The organism is Streptomyces lienomycini (assembly GCF_027947595.1).
Classification (GTDB): domain Bacteria; phylum Actinomycetota; class Actinomycetes; order Streptomycetales; family Streptomycetaceae; genus Streptomyces; species Streptomyces lienomycini.
Map to the genome: position 1 here is coordinate 6,541,342 of NZ_CP116257.1, position 17,920 is coordinate 6,559,261.

Below are 17,920 nucleotides of genomic sequence, written 5' to 3' on the forward strand. Positions count from 1 at the left end.
AGGCTCCTACGGCTCGGTCTGCTCGTTCTGCTGGTCGGTCTGGTCGTTCTGGCCGGTCGCGTCGTTCTGACCGGTCGCGTCGTTCTGCCCGGCCTCGTCGTTGCGGTCCTGGCCCTCGGGGTCGGCGCCCGGGGTGACGGTGACCGTCACGGTCGGCGTGGGCTTCGGCTTGTCCTTCTCCGGGAGCACCGTGTCGCGCGGGTCCTTCTGCGGGGCCTGGACGACGACGCCGACGATGTCGAGCTTGGTGAAGCTGACGAACGGGGTGACCTCGAGGATGCGGGTCAGGTCGCCGCCGTTGGGGTCGACGCGGGTGACGGTGCCGACGGGCACGCCGGGCACGAACGGCCTGTCGGCCTGGGAGCCGAAGGTGACGAGGCGGTCGCCCTTCTTCACGTCGGCCTTGCCGTTGAGGAGTTCGACGCGCAGGGGGCGGCCGCCCTGTCCGGCGGCGAAGCCGAGTTCGTCACCGGCCTCCATCCGGGTGCCGACGGTGAAGTCCGGGTCGTTGGCGAGCAGCACGGTGGCGGTGTTCGGGCCGACAGTGGTCACGCGTCCGACGAGGCCGTCGCCGTTGAGGACGGTCATGTCGCGCTTGATGCCGTCGTCGGCGCCGACGTCGATCGTGATCGTCCAGGAGAAGCCCTGTGCGGCTCCTATGGCGATGACCTGGGCGCCCTTGATGCCGTACTGGCCGGCTCCGGCGAGCCCGAGCATCTTGTCGAACTGCTTGAGCCGGCTGCGGCCGCGCTCGTCGCTGCCGAGCTTCGCCTTCAGGGTCGCGTTCTGCGTTTCCAGTTCGGCGAGCCGGTCGTGCCGGTCGCCGGAGTCGCGGACCGCGGAGACCGCGTTGCCGACCGGGTCGACCGCGGAGGACACCCCGTTCTCGATCGGACCGAAGACGGTGGCCGCGGCCTGCCGGGCACCGTCGACCGGTGAGTCCTCCCCACCGCGGATGTCCACCGTGATCAGCGCGAACGCGATGGCGATCAGCAGCACCAGGAGCAGCCGGCTCTCTTTCGTGTCCCTCACGTGCGGCGGCCGTGCCTTCCTCGTCGAAATTCGGGAATCTCGGAATGTACGTGGCGGTGTTCAGGAATTCAGCTGATTCGGTACGTCGGGCGCGTGCGACGCATCGGGCACTTCGCACGCATCCGGTACTGGAACCCTCTATATCAACGATCCGCCGCACGAGAGGAGATCGTCTCGTACGGCGGAACCGAAGTGTTACGTCATCTGCGCGGCGAGGCGTCCAGCACCTGCTGGAGCGCCTCGAACTCCTCGACGCACTTGCCGCTGCCGAGCGCGACGCTGTCGAGCGGGTCCTCGGCGATGTGGATCGGCATTCCGGTCTCCCGGCGCAGCCGTTCGTCGAGCCCGCGCAGCAGCGCACCGCCACCGGTCAGGACGATGCCCCGGTCCATGATGTCGCCGGACAGCTCCGGCGGGCACTTGTCGAGGGTCGTCTTCACGGCGTCGACGATGGCGTTGACCGGCTCCTCGATCGCCTTGCGCACTTCGGCGGCGGAGATGACGACGGTCTTGGGCAGCCCGGAGACGAGGTCCCGGCCGCGGATTTCGGTGTGCTCGTCGGAGTCGAGGTCGTACGCGGAACCGATCGTGATCTTGATCTGTTCGGCCGTGCGCTCACCCAGCAGAAGGCTGTACTCCTTCTTCACGTGCTGGATGATCGCGTTGTCCAGCTCGTCACCCGCGACGCGGATGGACTGGGCGGTGACGATGCCGCCGAGCGAGATGACCGCGACCTCCGTGGTGCCGCCGCCGATGTCCACCACCATGTTGCCCGTGGCCTCGTGGACCGGCAGGCCGGAGCCGATGGCCGCGGCCATGGGCTCCTCGATGATGTGCACCTGCCGGGCGCCGGCCTGGGACGACGCCTCGATGACGGCACGGCGCTCGACGCCGGTGATGCCCGAGGGCACACAGACGACGACCCGCGGACGAGCCAGATACCGCCGCTTGTGGATCTTCAGGATGAAGTAGCGGAGCATCCGCTCGGTGATCTCGAAGTCGGCGATGACGCCGTCCTTCAGCGGGCGCACGGCAACGATGTTGCCGGGCGTGCGCCCGATCATCTTCTTCGCTTCGGCGCCGACCGCGAGGATGCCACCGGTGTTGGTGTTGATCGCGACGACGGACGGCTCGTTGAGTACGATCCCGCGACCCCTGACGTACACCAGCGTGTTGGCGGTCCCGAGGTCGACAGCCATGTCACGGCCGATGAACGACATTGAGTTCCCCATCAGGATTCGACTGGCCTTCCCAGGAGCTTTTGAGGGCTTTTCAGGTAGGCGAAGTGGGTGCAGTGACGCGTGGAGGCTTCTATCGTAGACGCGCTTTCGCGAACACTGCGCGAGGGTCTTCGCCATTGTCAGCAGATGGCGGGCCGCCTCGCTCCTGGAGACGGGCCAACGGTGGGATCCGTTCCCCCGATCAGGCGCGCATATGCCACAGGGCGGTCGCTTTTGCGCGACCGCCCCGGCTCCGCCTGAGCCATTCGGCTGACGTGACGTCAGAAAAAAGCCTCTCCGGCGTGTTGCGAAGGGGGCTCAGACCCGGCCCGGGAAGAAGATCTTCAGCTCGCGCTCGGCGGACTCCTCGGAGTCGGAGGCGTGGATCAGGTTCTCCCGGACGATCACGCCGTAGTCGCCGCGGATGGAGCCGGGCGCGGCGGCGATCGGGTCGGTCGGGCCGGCCAGCGCGCGTACGCCCTCGATGACCCGCTCGCCCTCGACGACCAGGGCGACGACCGGGCCGGACGCCATGAACTCGACCAGCGGCTCGTAGAAAGGCCGGCCGACGTGCTCGGCGTAGTGTTGCTCCAGGAGGGCACGGTCCAGCGTCCGCTGTTCCAACGCGGTGATCTGCCAGCCGGCCTTGCGCTCGATACGGCTGATGATCTCGCCGACCAGTGAGCGGCGGACGGCATCCGGCTTCAGGAGGACGAGAGTGCGCTGGGTCATGATGTGCGGCTCCTTGCAGGCCAGAAAGACGAATGGCCTGAGGCTACCGGGTCGGGCTCTGCGACTGGCACCCGGACCGCTCCCAGTAGGCCCCGCTATGTGCGGGGAGCAGGATCAGCAGTACGCCGAGCACAAGGGTAAGCCGGGAACATCTCCGCGTGTGCGGAGAGGGCCCGGGTGCCACAAGCAGTAAAGCACCCGGCACCGACAAAACCCTGCTACGCCTGCTGCGCGGCGAACCTCGCCTTCGCCTCGTCGATCTTCCGCCCGTAGTGCACGGACGCCCACCACAGGGCGCCGAAGATCGCGCCCAGGAAGAACATGGTCGGCACGACGAAGCCGGAGGCGATCAGGGCGATCTGCAGGGCCCACCCGAAGGCGACCCCGCCGGGACGGGTCACGAAGCCGCACAGTGCGACGCACAGGAACATCGCGATGCCGCTGACCGTCCACACGGTCCCCATGGACAGGTCGGGGTCCTTCATGGCGACCAGTCCGGCGAAGCCGATCACGAAGACCTCGCCGATCAGAGTCGAAGCACAGAGCGTACGCACGGTTACTCAGCCCTTCCCGAGGAGCAGTCGGGCCTCGCCGACGGTGAAGACGGAACCGGTGACGAGGACACCGCCGCCCGCGAACTCGCCCTCTTCCTCGGCCAGCGTGATCGCGGCCTCCAGGGCGTCCGGCAGCCGCGGCTCGACCTGGACGCGGTCCTCGCCGAAGACCTCGACGGCGACCGCGGCGAGCGCGTCGGCGTCCATCGCCCGCGGGCCGGTGTTCTGGGTGACGACGATCTCGGCGAAGACCGGCTCGAACGCCTCGAGCAGTCCCCGCGCGTCCTTGTCGCCGCTGACGCCGACCACTCCGACGAGCCGGCTGAACTGGAAGGCCTCCCCGACCGCCTCGGCGGTGACCCGGGCGCCCGCCGGGTTGTGCGCGGCGTCAAGGACCACGGTCGGCGAGCGCCGCACCACCTCCATCCGGCCCGGCGAGGCGACGGAGGCGAAGGCCTTGCGGACGGTGTCGACGTCCAGTGGCTCGGGGCGCTGCGCACCGACGCCGAAGAACGCCTCGACGGCGGCCAGCGCGACCGCCGCGTTGTGTGCCTGGTGGGCGCCGTGCAGCGGCAGGTAGACCTCGGTGTACTCGCCACCGAGTCCGCGCAGGGTCATCAGCTGCCCGCCGACGGCGACCTCGCGGGCGACGACGCCGAACTCCAGCCCCTCGCGGGCCACGGTGGCGTTGACGTCCACGGCCTTCTTCAGCATGACCTGCGCCGCGTCCACCGGCTGCTGGGCCAGGATGACGGTGGCGTCCTGCTTCACGATGCCGGACTTCTCGACCGCGATCTCGCCGGGCGTCTCGCCGAGCCGGTCGGTGTGGTCCAGGTCGATGGGGGTGACGACGGCGACGTCCCCGTCGATGACGTTGGTGGCGTCCCAGGAGCCGCCCATGCCGACCTCGACGACGGCCACGTCCACGGGCGCGTCGGCGAAGGCCGCGTACGCCATGCCGGTGAGCACCTCGAAGAACGACAGCCGGTACTCCTGCCGCGCGTCGACCATCTCGACGTACGGCTTGACGTCCTCGTACGTCTCGATGAACCGCTCGGCGGGGATCGCCGCGCCGTCCAGGCTGATGCGCTCGGTGATCGACTGCACGTGCGGCGAGGTGTACCGCCCGGTGCGCAGCTCGAAGGCGCCGAGCAGGGCCTCGATCATGCGGGCGGTGGAGGTCTTGCCGTTGGTGCCGGTGATGTGGATGGAGGGGTACGAGCGCTGCGGCTCGCCCAGTACGTCCATCAGCGCGGCGATCCGGGTGACGGACGGCTCCAGCTTGGTCTCGCCCCAGCGGGTCGCCAGCTCCGTCTCGACGGCGCGCAGGGCCGCGTCCACCTCGGGGTCCTCGGGGCGCCCGGGGACGTCGGCCTGCGGAGGGCCGCCCTGGGTGCGCAGGGTGCGGCTGCCGGCCTCGATGACGGCGAGGTCGGGGTCGCGGGTGGTCTCCGCGTCGATGATCTCGTCGAAGGGGTCGAGGGGGTCGGGCTGGTCGTTCTCGCCGGGGATGTCGCTCACGGGGACCAGTCTACGTACCCCGTGCCCCGTATCCGCGGGCAGTCGTGCCGCTGGGGGCGATGGGGATCCCCCCGCTTGAGCGTAGCCGAGAGCGGGGGGAGGGTGGGCGCGGGCAGCACCCCGTGAGCGCCGGGCTGCGCGGTGCCCTGCGGCGCGCAGAACGGAGTGGGGTGGCTTGGGTCTCGCGGCGAGTGCGGCGCCGTCGTGGCTGGTCGCGCAGTTCCCCGCGCCCCTGAGTAACGAAGGCCCCCGGCGCCACCATGGCACCGGGAGCCTTCACTGACGTAGGGGCGTCACGCCTCCGGCAGCTTCTCCAGCTGGGCGGCGATGCGGGCGATGTCCTCGTCCGCCTTGGTCAGGCGGCCGCGGATCTTGTCCACGACGTGGTCCGGGGCCTTCGCCAGGAACGCCTCGTTGCCGAGCTTGGCGCCCGCCTGGGCCTTCTCCTTCTCGGCGGCGGCGAGGTCCTTGGCCAGCCGCTTGCGCTCGGCGGCGAAGTCGATGACCCCGGAGAGGTCGAGGGCCACCTCGACACCCGCGACCGGCAGCGTGGCCGTCGCGGCGAATCCGTCGCCCTCCGGCTGGAGCCGCAGCAGCTGCCGGACGGCCGCCTCGTGGGCCGCGAGCGCGCTGCCCGCGAGGGTCAGCCGGGCCGGGACCCGCTGGCCGGGCTGGAGCCCCTGGTCGGCGCGGAAGCGGCGCACCTCGGTGATGACGGACTGGACGGTCTCGATCTCCCGCTCGGCGGCCGCGTCCCGGAAGCCCGAGTCGGTGGGCCACGCGGCGATGACGACCGACTCGCCGCCCGTGAGCGTCGTCCACAGCGTCTCGGTGACGAAGGGGACGATCGGGTGCAGGAGGCGCAGCGTGACGTCCAGGACCTCGCCGAGGACGCGCTGGGAGACCTCGGCGGCCTCGCCGCCCGCCTGGAAGGTGGTCTTGGACAGCTCGACGTACCAGTCGAAGACCTCGTCCCAGGCGAAGTGGAACAGGGCGTCGGAGAGCTTCGCGAACTGGTAGTCCTCGTAGTACGCGTCGACCTCGGCGACCACCGAGTTCAGGCGGGAGAGGATCCAGCGGTCCGTGGACGACATCCGCGAGGCGTCGGGCAGCGGGCCCTCGACCGTCGCGCCGTTCATCAGCGCGAAGCGGGTGGCGTTCCAGATCTTGTTGGCGAAGTTCCGGGAGCCCTGGACCCAGTCCTCGCCGATCGGGACGTCGACGCCCGGGTTGGCGCCGCGCGCGAGGGTGAAGCGCAGGGCGTCGGAGCCGTACTTGTCCATCCAGTCCAGCGGGTTGACCACGTTCCCGAAGGACTTGGACATCTTCTTGCCGTTCTGGTCACGGACCATGCCGTGCAGGGCGATGGTGTGGAACGGCGGGGTGCCGTCCATGGCGTAGAGGCCGAACATCATCATCCGGGCGACCCAGAAGAAGAGGATGTCGTAGCCGGTGACCAGGACGGAGTTCGGGTAGAACTTCGCGAGCGACTCGGTCTGCTCGGGCCAGCCGAGGGTGGAGAACGGCCACAGGCCGGAGGAGAACCAGGTGTCCAGGACGTCGGAGTCCTGGTACCAGCCCTCGCCGCTCGGCGGCTCCTCGCCGGGGCCGACGCAGACGACCTCGCCCTCGGGGCCGTACCAGACGGGGATGCGGTGGCCCCACCACAGCTGGCGCGAGATGCACCAGTCGTGGAGGTTGTCGACCCAGTCGAAGTACCGCTTCTCCATCTCCTGCGGGTGGATCTTGACCTTGCCGTCGCGGACGGCGTCACCGGCGGCCTTGGCCAGCGGGCCGACCTTGACCCACCACTGCATGGACAGGCGCGGCTCGATGGTGGTCTTGCAGCGCGAGCAGTGGCCGACGGAGTGGACGTAGGGCCGCTTCTCGGCGACGATCCGGCCCTCGGCGCGCAGCGCGGCGACGATGGCGGAGCGGGCCTCGAGGCGGTCCTGGCCCTGGAAGGGGCCGTGGGCGGTGATGACGGCGTGCTCGTCCATCACGGCGATGGAGGGCAGGCCGTGCCGCTGGCCGATCTCGAAGTCGTTCGGGTCGTGGGCGGGCGTCACCTTGACGGCGCCGGTGCCGAACTCGGGGTCGACGTGCTCGTCGGCGACGACCGGGATGGAGCGGTCGGTCAGCGGGAGCTTGATGAGCTTGCCGACCAGGTGCCGGTAGCGCTCGTCGTCGGGGTGGACGGCGACGGCGGTGTCGCCGAGCATCGTCTCCGCGCGGGTGGTGGCGACGACGATGGTCTCGTCGCCCTCCCCGTACTTCATGGAGACCAGCTCGCCGTCGTCGTCCTGGTACTCGACCTCGATGTCGGAGATCGCGGTCAGACAGCGCGGGCACCAGTTGATGATGCGCTCGGCGCGGTAGATCAGCTCGTCGTCGTAGAGCCGCTTGAAGATGGTCTGGACGGCCTGCGAGAGGCCCTCGTCCATCGTGAAGCGCTCACGGGACCAGGCAACGGCGTCGCCGAGGCGGCGCATCTGGCCGCTGATCTGCCCGCCGGACTCCGACTTCCACTGCCAGACGCGCTCGACGAACGCCTCCCGGCCGAGGTCGTGCCGGGACTTGCCCTCCTTGGCCAGTTCGCGTTCGACGACGTTCTGCGTGGCGATGCCGGCGTGGTCCATGCCGGGCTGCCACAGCGTCTCGAAGCCCTGCATGCGCTTGCGGCGGGTCAGGGCGTCGATGAGCGTGTGCTCGAAGGCGTGCCCGAGGTGCAGGCTTCCGGTGACGTTCGGCGGCGGGATGACGACGGTGTACGGCGGCTTGTCGCTCTTCGCGTCGGCCTCGAAGTAACCCCGTTCCACCCAGCGCTCGTACAGCTGCGCCTCTACGTCGGCCGGCGTGTACTGGGTCGGCAGATCGGTGGTGGGCGCGGGCTGCGGCTGCTGAGAGTTCTCGGTCACGGGGGTCAGTTTACGGGCGTCACGGCCCTGTCCCGAAACGCGTTTCGTTTGTAACGGTGCGGCCCCCGGTGACCTGCGCACGCCAGGTCTGGGTGAGGATGTCGGAGCCACGTAAACATCTGGAGGGGAACCCAGGAATGAGCCACAACCAGCCGGGCCCGTACGGCGGGCAGCCCCAGCAGCCCGGGCCGTACGGCCAGCCGGGACCGTACGGCCAGCAGCCGCCGCAGGCCCCCCAGCCCGGCTACGGCTACCCCCAGCAGGCGCCTCCCCCGCAGCCGGGCTACGGCTACCCGTCCCAGCCCCAGCAGGGCGGCGTCCCGCCGCAGACTCCCCCGTACGGCCAGCAGCAGCCCGGCTACGGCCAGCAGCCCCCGTACGGTCAGCAGCCGCCGTACGGGCAGCAGCCCTACGGCATGCCGCAGCCCCCGGCGTCGGGCGGTGGCAAGAAGAAGGCCGGTCTGATCATCGGCGCGGTGGCGGTCGTGGCGGCGATCGGCGTGGGTGCGTACTTCGTGATCGGCGGGGGCGGTGGCGCCGGCGGCCTGGAGGACGACGGCGCGCACAAGCTGACGACGCCCGCGAAGGCGCTCGGCGAGTACACCAAGGTCCAGGGCCAGGAGAGCGGTGACTCGGACACCGCCAAGGACATGGAGAAGAGCGGCGTCAAGGACGGCACCGCCGTCGTCGGGCAGTGGTCGACCGCCGACTTCAGCGGCTACGACCCCCAGGACCCCTCCACCATCCCCGACAAGTCGGAGCTGCTGACCGCCAAGGGCTTCACGTTGCTGGGCGCGTACGGCACGATCGCCGAACCCGAGGCAGTCCTGGACAAGTTCTTCGCCAACATCCAGAAGGAAGTCAGGGAGAGCTCCACCAGCGACACCGGCGGCATGCAGAACGCCGAGCTGGTCGGCGAGCCCGAGGAGGTCGAGATCGACGGCACCGTCGCCAAGTGCCAGTCGACCAAGGCCACCAACGCGCTGACCAAGAAGGTGTCGACCGACTGGTTCTGCGCCTGGGCCGACTACAGCACGGTCGCCATGGTCTCCCCGGGTGACAACTCCGGTACCGGGGTGGACAAGAAGACCGCGATCGACATCACGACGAAGCTGCGGGACGAGGTCCGCGTCAAGTCCTGACGCGCGTGCGACGCGAACGAGGGAGGGGCCCGGTCGATTCGACCGGGCCCCTCCCTCGTCGGTGGCGCGTGACCGGCTACGCCGTCTTCTGCTCGCCCGGGCCGCGCCCGCGCGAATCCCGGGGGATCAGCGTCGGGTTGACGTTGGAGAGGACCACGTCGGCGGTGATGACGACGCGGGCGACGTCCTTGCGGGAGGGGACCTCGTACATGACGCCCTGGAGGACTTCCTCCATGATGGCGCGCAGGCCGCGGGCGCCGGTCTGGCGGAGGATGGCCTGGTCGGCGATGGCCTCCAGGGCCTCGCGCTCGAAGTCCAGCTCCACACCGTCGAGTTCGAAGAGGCGCTCGTACTGCTTGACGAGCGCGTTGCGCGGCTCGACCAGGATCTGGAGGAGCGCCTCGCGGTCGAGGTTGTGCACCGAGGTGATGACCGGGAGCCGGCCGATGAACTCGGGGATCATGCCGAACTTGACCAGGTCCTCCGGCATGACCTGCTCGAACTGGTCCTTGGACTCGATCTCCCGCTTGGAGCGGATCGTCGCGCCGAAACCGATGCCCTTGGCGCCGGCCCGGCCCTCGATGATCTTCTCCAGGCCCGCGAAGGCACCGCCCACGATGAACAGGACGTTCGTCGTGTCGATCTGGATGAACTCCTGGTGCGGGTGCTTGCGGCCGCCCTGCGGCGGGACGGAGGCGGTGGTGCCCTCCAGGATCTTCAGCAGGGCCTGCTGGACGCCCTCGCCCGACACGTCACGCGTGATGGAGGGGTTCTCGCTCTTCCGCGCGACCTTGTCGATCTCGTCGATGTAGATGATCCCGGTCTCGGCCTTCTTGACGTCGTAGTCCGCCGCCTGGATCAGCTTCAGCAGGATGTTCTCGACGTCCTCGCCGACGTACCCCGCCTCGGTGAGCGCCGTGGCGTCGGCGATCGCGAACGGGACGTTCAGCATGCGGGCCAGGGTCTGGGCGAGGAGGGTCTTGCCGGAGCCCGTGGGGCCCAGCAGGAGGATGTTGGACTTCGCCAACTCGATGGCGTCCTCGCGGCCTTGGGCGCCGCCGTTCTCACCGGCCTGGACCCGCTTGTAGTGGTTGTACACCGCGACGGAGAGGGCCTTCTTGGCCGCCTCCTGGCCGACCACGTAGCCCTCGAGGAACTCGTAGATCTCGCGGGGCTTCGGGAGCTCCTCCCAGCGCACCTCGCTGGTCTCGGCCAGCTCTTCCTCGATGATCTCGTTGCAGAGGTCGATGCACTCGTCGCAGATGTACACACCGGGCCCTGCGATGAGCTTCTTGACCTGCTTCTGGCTCTTGCCGCAGAACGAGCACTTGAGCAGATCGCCGCCGTCACCGATGCGTGCCACGGTGTGCTTCCCCTTCGCCTGGGAGACTCCCCGACGTCGACGTCACGTCGACGGCGGGCGGACTCCTGGTGCTGCCTTATGTCCGACGGTACCTTGCCGGGCCCCTCGTCCGGGCCCCCCTTGGCACGGTTCCCTTTGACGTGAACCGCGTCAAACCGTGCCAAGGAGCGGCAGACGATACAGCCTCCCGCCTAGCGGAGAGAGGAGTTGTCCATCTTCCGGGTGGTGATGATCTGGTCGATCAGGCCGTAGGCCAGCGCGTCCTCGGCCGTGAGGATCTTGTCGCGCTCGATGTCCTCGCGGATCTTCTCGACCGGCGTGGTGGAGTGCTTGGCCAGCATCTCCTCCAGCTGCGAGCGCATCCGGAGGATCTCGTTGGCGGCGATCTCCAGGTCGGAGACCTGGCCGCGGCCGGTCTCGCTGTACGGCTGGTGGATCAGCACGCGGGCGTTCGGCAGCGCCATGCGCTTGCCCGGCGTACCGGCGGCCAGCAGGACGGCGGCGGCGGAGGCGGCCTGGCCCATGCAGACGGTCTGGATGTCCGGCTTCACGTACTGCATCGTGTCGTAGATGGCCGTGAGCGCGGTGAAGGAGCCGCCGGGGCTGTTGATGTAGACCGAGATGTCCCGGTCGGGGTCCATCGACTCCAGGCACAGCAGCTGCGCCATGACGTCGTTGGCGGAGGCGTCGTCGATCTGGACGCCGAGGAAGATCACGCGCTCCTCGAAGAGCTTCGCGTACGGGTCGTACTCGCGCACGCCCTGCGAGGTGCGCTCGACGAAGCGCGGGATCACGTAGCGGGACTCGGCGGACGGGCCGGTGTACTCGGCACGCGTGCGGTCGTACAGGCCGCTGCCGGGGAAGTCGTTCACAGTGTCTCCTGTAAAGGGGCTGAGGCGGTCGGTCCGGGGCGGGGGATGGCTCAGGCGCCCGTACCGCCGCCGCCCGGCATACCGGCGGCCGTGGCGATGACGTCGTCGATGAGGCCGTACTCCTTGGCCTCGAAGGCGTCGAACCAGCGGTCGCGGTCCGAGTCGCGGGTGATCTGCTCGATCGTCTGGCCGGTGTGCTGCGAGGTGAGCTCGGCCATGCGCTTCTTGGTGTGCAGCAGCCGCTCGGCGTGGATCTTGATGTCCGAGGCCGAGCCGGCGAGGCCGGCGGAGGGCTGGTGGATCAGGATCTCGGCGTTCGGCAGCGCGAAGCGCTTGCCGGGGGTGCCCGCGCTGAGCAGGAACTGCCCCATGGAGGCCGCGAGGCCCATGGCGATCGTCACCACGTCGTTCTTGATGTACTGCATGGTGTCGTAGATCGCCATGCCGGCCGTGATCGAACCGCCCGGGCTGTTGATGTACAGGAAGATGTCCTTCTCCGGGTCGGAGGCAAGGAGCAGCAGCTGTGCGGTGATCTTGTTGGCGATGTCGTCGTCGACCGGCTGGCCGAGGAAGATGATCCGCTCGCCGAGCAGTCGGTTGTAGACCTGGTCGCCGAGGCCGCCACCGATGGAGGGCTCGCCGGCGGCTGAGGGCATCAGATTCGTCACGTATCCACCTGCTCGTCTTACGACGGCGCCGGGCCGTCTCACGTTTCCCTGCGGGGCTGGAGCCGCTTTCGGGGACTCCCCTGCCCTCGTATTCATGGACCCTAACGCGGTGACCCTCCGGTGCCATCCCGGTTCTGCGGGTGTTCGCCTCGGGCGTAGCGGTACGCGGCGGTGCGCTTGGCGGCGTCTCACCGTTGCGGTGTGTGTGCGTCGCCGGGTGCGGGCCGTCTGTGACTGGTCGCGCCCACGCGGCGGAGCCGCACAGTGATACAGCCCCGCGCCCCTGGCGGGGCCGTCCTGCCGTATGCGGAACGGGCCCCGGCGTTGGTCGTCCGGGGCCCGTTCCGCGTCCGTCTGGGGAGACGCGAGGGGGGTCAGCCCTCGGTCTTCTCCTCGGCCTTGTCGGCCTCGGGGGCGTCGGACTCGGTGGTGGCGGCCTCGGTGGCCTCCGTCTCCTCGTCCTCCTCGTCGTCCAGGTCGACGACCTCGCCGTTGGTGTCCTTGACCGTGGCCTTCTCGACCACGGCGGCCAGGGCCTTGCCGCGGGCGACCTCGCCGACGAGGAGCGGGACCTGGCCCTGCTCGACGACGGCCTGGGCGAACTGGTCGGGGGACATGCCGGAGGAGGCGGCGCGGCGCATGAGGTGCTCGGTCAGCTCTTCCTGGCTGACGTTGAGCTTCTCCTGCTTGACCAGCTCGTCGAGGACGAACTGGGTCTTGATGCCCTTGACCGCGGCCTCGCGGGTCTCGGTCTCGAACTCCTCGGCGGTCTTGCCCTGGAGCTCGAGGTACTTCTCGAGGTCGAGGCCCATCTGGCCGAGCTGGTGGTGCTCGAGGTTGTGCTTGCGGGTGTTGACCTCGTCCTCGAGGAGCTTCTCGGGGACCGGGACCTCGACCAGCTCGAGCAGCTTGTCCAGGACGCGCTCCTGGGCCTGCGTGGCCTGGTCGTACTGCTTCATGTTGGCGAGGCGCTTGCGGCTGTCGGCCTGCAGCTCCTCCAGCGTGTCGAACTCCGACGCGAGCTGGGCGAACTCGTCGTCCAGCTCGGGCAGCTCGCGCGCGGCGACCTGGGTGACCTTGACGGTGACCTCGGCCTCCTTGCCGGCCGCCGAGCCGCCCTTGAGCTCGGAGGCGAAGGTGGCCTCGCCACCGGCCTGAAGGCCCTTGACGGCGTCGTCGATGCCGTCGAGCAGCTCGCCGGAGCCGATGGTGTAGGACACACCGTCGGCGACGCCGTCCTCGAGGACCTCGCCGTCGACCTTGGCCTGCAGGTCCAGGGTGAGGACGTCGCCGTCCTCGGCGGCCCGCTCGACCGGCGTGGTGGAGGCGAAGCGCTCGCGCAGCTGCTCCACCGACTTCTCGACGTCCTCGTCGCTGATCTCGACGGCGTCGACCTCGACCTCGATGCCGGAGTAGTCCGGGATCTCGATGGAGGGGCGGATGTCGACCTCGGCGGTGAAGTTCAGCGTCTCGCCGTCCTTCAGCTCCGTGATGTCGACCTCGGGCTGGCCGAGCGGGTTCAGCTCGGCCTCGTTGACCGCGTCGGTGTAGAACTTGGGAAGCGCGTCGTTGACCGCCTCCTCCAGAACCGCACCGCGGCCGAACCGCTGGTCGATGACCCGGGCCGGGATCTTGCCCTTGCGGAAGCCCTTCACCGTGACCTGCTGGTTGATCTTCTTGTACGCCGCGTCGAGGCTGTCCTTGAGCTCCTCGAAGGGCACCTCGACAGTGAGCCGAACCCGGGTCGGGTTCAGGGTCTCCACGGCGCTCTTCACGGTTCGGTCTCCTTGGTGGCTGACTTCTTGGGTTCTGCCGGACGCCAGAGAGGATGTCCGGCAAACTTCGCCGCCCGGAGACTTCATACGCTGAGACACACGGGCGTGCAGCTTGCATAGTAACGGCAGCGACTACACGGCCCAAAAGGCGATCACTCGTGCTCGTCGAGGAGATCGGCCGATGAGGGTCGGACGGTGGTCGGGGTGGCGGGATTTGAACCCACGGCCTTCCGCTCCCAAAGCGGACGCGCTACCAAGCTGCGCCACACCCCGTCTGGTGCGACACGTAGGGTACATGCCCCCGGCCACCGGGGACCGCAGGATTTCCCGAGCGTCCGCGGAGGTCCGGCGCGGACCGGAAGGGGTGTGCGGCGAGGGGTGGTGACCCGCTAGGATGCCTCCAGTGCCGCGGTCAGCGACCTGCGGCGCACGCTGTGCGGGCGTAGCTCAATGGTAGAGCCCTAGTCTTCCAAACTAGCTACGCGGGTTCGATTCCCGTCGCCCGCTCCAGACGACTCAGGGCCAGGTCAGAGGATCATTCCTCCGCCTGGCCCTGATCGCTTTCCGGGGTCTCGATCAGTCGGTCGTGTCCCCGGCGTGCCCCTTGGCCTTTCGGTCTTTCTTCTTCTTGACCTTCCGGGGCTTCTTCCGGCCCTTGTCGACGAGCCCGGACACGGCATTAGCGATCAGCCGGTCACGCTCGGCACTGGCGTGCTGATAGATCAGCGCGGCCCGGGCGGTGCTGTGGCCCATGCGCGCCATCAGCTCCCGCGTGCTCGCCCCGGTCGAGGCGGCGAGGGTGTTGCCGGTGTGCCGGAGATCATGAAAGTGCAGGCCCTTGATGCCGGCAAGGGTGCACGCGCTGCGCCACAGCCGATTGAAGTGGTTCCTCCGAGGAGTCGCGCCCTTTGCACCGATGAACACTCGACCGTCGGCGCCCGGCTCGGCGTACTGCTTCAGGTGCTCGCGGACGTCCGGGATGATCGCGGCGGGGATGGACACCGTGCGCTTTCCCGCCGCACTCTTAGGCGCCTTGATCTCTCGCTGACCATTGTTGAGTTCGGCGACGGATCGGCGGACGCGCACGGCGCCGTGGTCCAGGTCGACATCCCGGCAGTGCAAGCCAATCAGTTCGCCCCAGCGAAGTCCGAGGAAGCCCGCCATGAGGACGAGTGCCCGGTAGCGGGGCTGGATGGCGTCGGCGATGTCGTACACCTCCTGCACGGTCGCGGTCGGCCGCTCCGGGGTGTGGACCACGCTCGCGCCCTTGATCGTGCACGGGTTGCGCCGAATCATCTGGTCGGCAACAGCGGTGTGCAGGATGGCGCGCAGCAGGGCGTATGCCTTCGCGACGGTCGTCGGGCCAGCACCAGCGGCGAGTTTGTCGGCACGCCAACGGCGCACGAGCGGGGGCGAGATATCCGCGACGTTGACCACACCGAACGTGGGTTCAAGGTGGTGCCGCAGCAGCGAGCCGTAGAGCTGTCGCGTGGTGGCGGTCAGCTCCCGCTCCTCGATCCAGGCAACGGCGTATGGGCCGAACGCCACTTTCCCGGCGTCAGGGTCGTGCCAGTCGCCACGCCGCATTTCAGTCTGTTTGTCGGCGAGCCAGGCGTCCGCGTCCTTCTTCGTGCGGAACGTTTCCGGGGCCGGGCGGAGCATGCCGTCAGGGCCAACGTACCGGGCCTGATAGCGGCCGGACGGAAGCTTGCGGACCCGACCGAACTGTCGGCGCTTCCCTGCCATCAGGCAGCCACCCCCCGCAGAGCAACACCACGGCGGCGAGGCCGCACCGTGTTGGCGGCTATAAATTCCCGGACAGCGCTCTCGGGGATGCGCACGTGCCGACCGACCTTCACGTACGTGATGCGGCGCTCCTCGATCAGGCGGCGCGGGAAGCGCACGGTCGTGCCGAGCAGTTCGGCGACCTGATCCACGTTGAGGTATCGCTCATTCATGGGTTTGCTGTCCTTCCTGACGCAGGGCTGCGAGTTCCTCGCGGGCGGTTTCGCGGTTGAGCTGGAGGTCCCGGGCGATGGTGGCGGCGAGGACGGATTCCCCGGGGGTGTGGCCGTGTCCGGCGTACTGCCAGTCAGTGAGGACGAGCACGGTGTCCGGCTCGCGGTCGTCGATGCCGAGTGCGGCGGCCTCTTGGGCGGCGCGGTAGTCGGCGCGTGCCTGGCGGAGGGCGCCGAGGGTGATCGAGTAGCGGCGGCTCTTGCTGGAGAAGTGGCCGCGGAAGCCAAGCATGTGAGCCCACGCCCACAAGCGCCGGTCGGGGTAGAGCGGATCGAGCGTCTTGCACGCGGCGATGAGTCGGCGGGCGTGGTCGGGGACGCCGTGGCGGTCGAGTTCGGACAGCTCCCCCACCCGGCGGTCAAGCGTGCCCGTGTTCTCGGCCGCCTTGGTCGCGTACTTGGCGACGTAGGAGGCAACGGCCTGTTCGGTGATGTCGGAGCCGTCCCCGAACGCCTTCACGGGCCGGACGTCGAGCTGGGTGCCCCACCGGAAGGTACGGGCCGGTTGGTCCGCGGCGGCCGGGACCGAGACCGACGTGTACGAGTGGGCGGCGGCGGCGCGGATCGCATCGGTGAGGAGATCGACCGTGGCCCAGGACGGCGGCGGGGCGTCCGGGCCGTCGGGTCCGTCGATGCGGATCACGGCGTGAAAGTGCACGGCACCGCGCTTTTGGAACTCGGCGACCTTGCCGTACGACAGCCGGGCGCACTCCTTCAGTTCACGTTGGGTGATGCCGGCACGGGCGGCGATCTCCCGGCGGAGCCGGTTGGTGAAGCGTTGCCAGAGCTGCCCGGCGTGGTTGTTGAACAGCACCGCGGCCGCGTAGTCGTACGTCGCCGGGTCGAGGGCGGTGCCCAGTTCCGGGGCGTCCGGGGAGTGGTGGGTGCCGCAGCGGCAGGCGCCGCGGTCGGGCCGGTTGTGGACCGGGCCGAAGGAGGGGGCGGTGAGGGTGGCGAAGACCCGCGGGTGGTCCCGGACGGTGGCGGGGATGTCGCGGCGGTCGTCACCGGCGAGCCCGGCACGGATCAGGTGGTACGTGTCGCCCGCGTAGGTCCAGGCGCAGGCCGGGCAGCGGGAGGCGCGGCGGTTGCCGCAGGCGACGCGCAGCCGTCCGCCCGGCTCATCGGCGGTCGAGTAGTGGTGCAGGGTGGCGCCGGTGGTCTTGTCCTTGTGGAGGGTCCAGCCGGTGAGGTGGATCGGGTCGGAGCAGCCGCCGGTGCGCTTGATCTGGTCTTGCCAGCGGTCGAAGCCGGGGGACCCGGCCACCCGCAGCAGATCGCCGAGGGTGACCGGGTCCAGGCCCGCCGGGGTGACGGCGTTGGTCACGCGTCGTCCTCCTTGACGGTGTGGCGGTCGATCCAGTCCTCCGCGCAGACCTTGTGCACGGGCTTGCCGCGGTCGGAGCGCAGCGGGGTGGGCTTGGTGCAGATCACGCACGGCTTGTCGCCGGAATGGTCGAAGTGCTCGGGAGAGCGCCAGTCGAGGAGAGCCACTGCGATCACCGCCCCGTCCGGGCGAGGCTGGCGGGGGCGGTGTGGCCGGTGCCCTTGCAGGTCGGGCAGGTGATCCGGAGGGTGGCGCGGGTGCCGTCGGTGTGGCGGGTGCCGGTGGTGATGGCGACCATCGGGAAGCCGTCGCAGTCGCGGCAGATGCGCGCGGTCGAGGCGTGCTGGGGCATCATGGGCGTGCCTTTCGGGTCCGTTGGGTCTGGAAGGTGGGAAGGCGCCCGGGGCGGCGGTTCTTTGGCGAGAGAGCCGCCCCGGGGGCCGTTAGCGGCGTCGGTTGCCGGAGGCGAGCAGGGAGCGCAGGACGACGGCACAGACGGCGACCGAGGCGCCGGTGATGGCGACTGCCAGGAGCATGGAGACCAGGACCGCGCCGACGACCAGGACGACGGCGGTGCCGCCTCCGACGAGGGCGATCGCGGTCCCCGGGGTGAGCTGGATCGTGGACCGAGCCGGGACCGGAGCCGGGACGGTCGGTGCCGTGGGCGTGGTCGGGGTGCTGGGAGTGATCGTGGTCGGTTCGATGACGGCGGGCGGGGTGACGATGCCGGTGGGCTGGGGCATGGTCGGGAGCTTGGGCCGGAACATGAACGTTCCTC

Annotated in this window: 17 protein-coding genes and 2 tRNA genes; 2 read left to right on the forward strand and 17 right to left on the reverse strand. The window is 69.4% G+C overall.

Features of this window, described 5'->3' with window-relative positions:
- Window positions 1-6: 6 nt before the first annotated feature.
- The 6 genes from mreC to BJ961_RS29875 all read right to left on the reverse strand — a co-directional run bounded on the left by mreC (window position 7) and on the right by BJ961_RS29875 (window position 7,977).
- Complete coding sequence (mreC, locus tag BJ961_RS29850; protein ID WP_271415893.1) at window positions 7-1,032, reverse strand: rod shape-determining protein MreC; 1,026 nt, start codon at window positions 1,030-1,032, stop codon at window positions 7-9.
- Window positions 1,033-1,232: 200 nt separating this feature from the next.
- Window positions 1,233-2,252: a rod shape-determining protein gene (locus BJ961_RS29855; protein WP_007449816.1), complete on the reverse strand. Its 1,020-nt coding sequence runs from the start codon at window positions 2,250-2,252 to the stop codon at window positions 1,233-1,235.
- Between the two features lie 318 nt (window positions 2,253-2,570).
- The gene (gene ndk, locus BJ961_RS29860; RefSeq protein WP_271415894.1) at window positions 2,571-2,984 is read right to left on the reverse strand and encodes a nucleoside-diphosphate kinase; all 414 of its coding nucleotides are present in this window, start codon (window positions 2,982-2,984) and stop codon (window positions 2,571-2,573) included.
- A gap of 218 nt (window positions 2,985-3,202) precedes the next feature.
- A complete protein-coding gene (locus BJ961_RS29865; RefSeq protein WP_271415895.1) occupies window positions 3,203-3,538 on the reverse strand; it encodes a DUF4233 domain-containing protein in 336 nt (111 codons plus the stop codon).
- A gap of 6 nt (window positions 3,539-3,544) precedes the next feature.
- Window positions 3,545-5,059 carry a bifunctional tetrahydrofolate synthase/dihydrofolate synthase gene (folC, locus tag BJ961_RS29870; protein ID WP_271415896.1) on the reverse strand — a complete coding sequence of 505 codons (1,515 nt, stop codon included), beginning with the start codon at window positions 5,057-5,059 and terminating at the stop codon, window positions 3,545-3,547.
- 293 nt (window positions 5,060-5,352) lie between these two features.
- Window positions 5,353-7,977, reverse strand: a complete 2,625-nt coding sequence (locus BJ961_RS29875; RefSeq protein ID WP_271415897.1) for a valine--tRNA ligase — start codon at window positions 7,975-7,977, stop codon at window positions 5,353-5,355.
- Between the two features lie 137 nt (window positions 7,978-8,114).
- Here BJ961_RS29875 and BJ961_RS29880 point away from each other — a divergent pair, with 137 nt between their 5' ends.
- Window positions 8,115-9,119, forward strand: a complete 1,005-nt coding sequence (locus BJ961_RS29880; protein WP_271415898.1) for a hypothetical protein — start codon at window positions 8,115-8,117, stop codon at window positions 9,117-9,119.
- Window positions 9,120-9,195: 76 nt separating this feature from the next.
- Here the strand turns inward: BJ961_RS29880 and clpX are convergent, their stop codons facing one another.
- The 5 genes from clpX to BJ961_RS29905 all read right to left on the reverse strand — a co-directional run bounded on the left by clpX (window position 9,196) and on the right by BJ961_RS29905 (window position 14,070).
- Window positions 9,196-10,482 (reverse strand): ATP-dependent Clp protease ATP-binding subunit ClpX, encoded by a 1,287-nt coding sequence (gene clpX / locus BJ961_RS29885; RefSeq protein WP_271415899.1) that lies wholly within the window; start codon window positions 10,480-10,482, stop codon window positions 9,196-9,198.
- A 191-nt stretch (window positions 10,483-10,673) separates the two neighbouring features.
- A complete protein-coding gene (locus BJ961_RS29890; protein WP_271415900.1) occupies window positions 10,674-11,354 on the reverse strand; it encodes an ATP-dependent Clp protease proteolytic subunit in 681 nt (226 codons plus the stop codon).
- A gap of 50 nt (window positions 11,355-11,404) precedes the next feature.
- On the reverse strand, window positions 11,405-12,010 hold the full coding sequence (locus BJ961_RS29895) for an ATP-dependent Clp protease proteolytic subunit (protein ID WP_271417206.1): 606 nt from the start codon (window positions 12,008-12,010) through the stop codon (window positions 11,405-11,407).
- A 386-nt stretch (window positions 12,011-12,396) separates the two neighbouring features.
- A complete protein-coding gene (gene tig, locus BJ961_RS29900; protein WP_271415901.1) occupies window positions 12,397-13,797 on the reverse strand; it encodes a trigger factor in 1,401 nt (466 codons plus the stop codon).
- 196 nt (window positions 13,798-13,993) lie between these two features.
- Window positions 13,994-14,070: transfer RNA gene (locus BJ961_RS29905), tRNA-Pro, on the reverse strand.
- A gap of 163 nt (window positions 14,071-14,233) precedes the next feature.
- Here BJ961_RS29905 and BJ961_RS29910 point away from each other — a divergent pair.
- Window positions 14,234-14,307, forward strand: a tRNA-Gly gene (locus BJ961_RS29910).
- 66 nt (window positions 14,308-14,373) lie between these two features.
- Here BJ961_RS29910 and BJ961_RS29915 read toward each other — a convergent pair.
- The 6 genes from BJ961_RS29915 to BJ961_RS29940 all read right to left on the reverse strand — a co-directional run bounded on the left by BJ961_RS29915 (window position 14,374) and on the right by BJ961_RS29940 (window position 17,909).
- Entirely contained in the window at window positions 14,374-15,543 is a 1,170-nt protein-coding gene (locus BJ961_RS29915; RefSeq protein WP_271415902.1) for a tyrosine-type recombinase/integrase, read from the reverse strand.
- Complete coding sequence (locus tag BJ961_RS29920) at window positions 15,543-15,755, reverse strand: excisionase family DNA-binding protein (RefSeq protein WP_271415903.1); 213 nt, start codon at window positions 15,753-15,755, stop codon at window positions 15,543-15,545. The genes BJ961_RS29915 and BJ961_RS29920 overlap by 1 nt, the downstream gene beginning before the upstream one ends.
- Window positions 15,748-17,142 carry a replication initiator protein RepSA gene (gene repSA, locus BJ961_RS29925; protein WP_271415904.1) on the reverse strand — a complete coding sequence of 465 codons (1,395 nt, stop codon included), beginning with the start codon at window positions 17,140-17,142 and terminating at the stop codon, window positions 15,748-15,750. The genes BJ961_RS29920 and repSA overlap by 8 nt, the downstream gene beginning before the upstream one ends.
- A complete protein-coding gene (locus BJ961_RS29930) occupies window positions 17,139-17,318 on the reverse strand; it encodes a hypothetical protein (RefSeq protein ID WP_271417289.1) in 180 nt (59 codons plus the stop codon). The genes repSA and BJ961_RS29930 overlap by 4 nt, the downstream gene beginning before the upstream one ends.
- Window positions 17,315-17,494 (reverse strand): hypothetical protein, encoded by a 180-nt coding sequence (locus BJ961_RS29935; protein WP_271417207.1) that lies wholly within the window; start codon window positions 17,492-17,494, stop codon window positions 17,315-17,317. Before BJ961_RS29935 ends, BJ961_RS29930 begins: the two co-directional genes overlap by 4 nt.
- 91 nt (window positions 17,495-17,585) lie before the next feature.
- On the reverse strand, window positions 17,586-17,909 hold the full coding sequence (locus BJ961_RS29940) for a SpdD-like protein (RefSeq protein ID WP_271415905.1): 324 nt from the start codon (window positions 17,907-17,909) through the stop codon (window positions 17,586-17,588).
- Window positions 17,910-17,920 lie beyond the last annotated feature (11 nt).

Excerpts from the sequence above, each read along its gene's own strand:
- BJ961_RS29855 (WP_007449816.1), bottom strand. The coding sequence starts at position 2,252 with ATGTCGTTCATCGGCCGTGACATGGCTGTCGACCTCGGGACCGCCAAC.
- ndk (WP_271415894.1), bottom strand. The coding sequence starts at position 2,984 with ATGACCCAGCGCACTCTCGTCCTCCTGAAGCCGGATGCCGTCCGCCGC.
- BJ961_RS29880 (WP_271415898.1), top strand. The coding sequence starts at position 8,115 with ATGAGCCACAACCAGCCGGGCCCGTACGGCGGGCAGCCCCAGCAGCCC.
- BJ961_RS29895 (WP_271417206.1), bottom strand. The coding sequence starts at position 12,010 with ATGCCCTCAGCCGCCGGCGAGCCCTCCATCGGTGGCGGCCTCGGCGAC.
- BJ961_RS29915 (WP_271415902.1), bottom strand. The coding sequence starts at position 15,543 with ATGGCAGGGAAGCGCCGACAGTTCGGTCGGGTCCGCAAGCTTCCGTCC.
- BJ961_RS29920 (WP_271415903.1), bottom strand. The coding sequence starts at position 15,755 with ATGAATGAGCGATACCTCAACGTGGATCAGGTCGCCGAACTGCTCGGC.
- BJ961_RS29935 (WP_271417207.1), bottom strand. The coding sequence starts at position 17,494 with ATGCCCCAGCACGCCTCGACCGCGCGCATCTGCCGCGACTGCGACGGC.
- BJ961_RS29940 (WP_271415905.1), bottom strand. The coding sequence starts at position 17,909 with ATGTTCCGGCCCAAGCTCCCGACCATGCCCCAGCCCACCGGCATCGTC.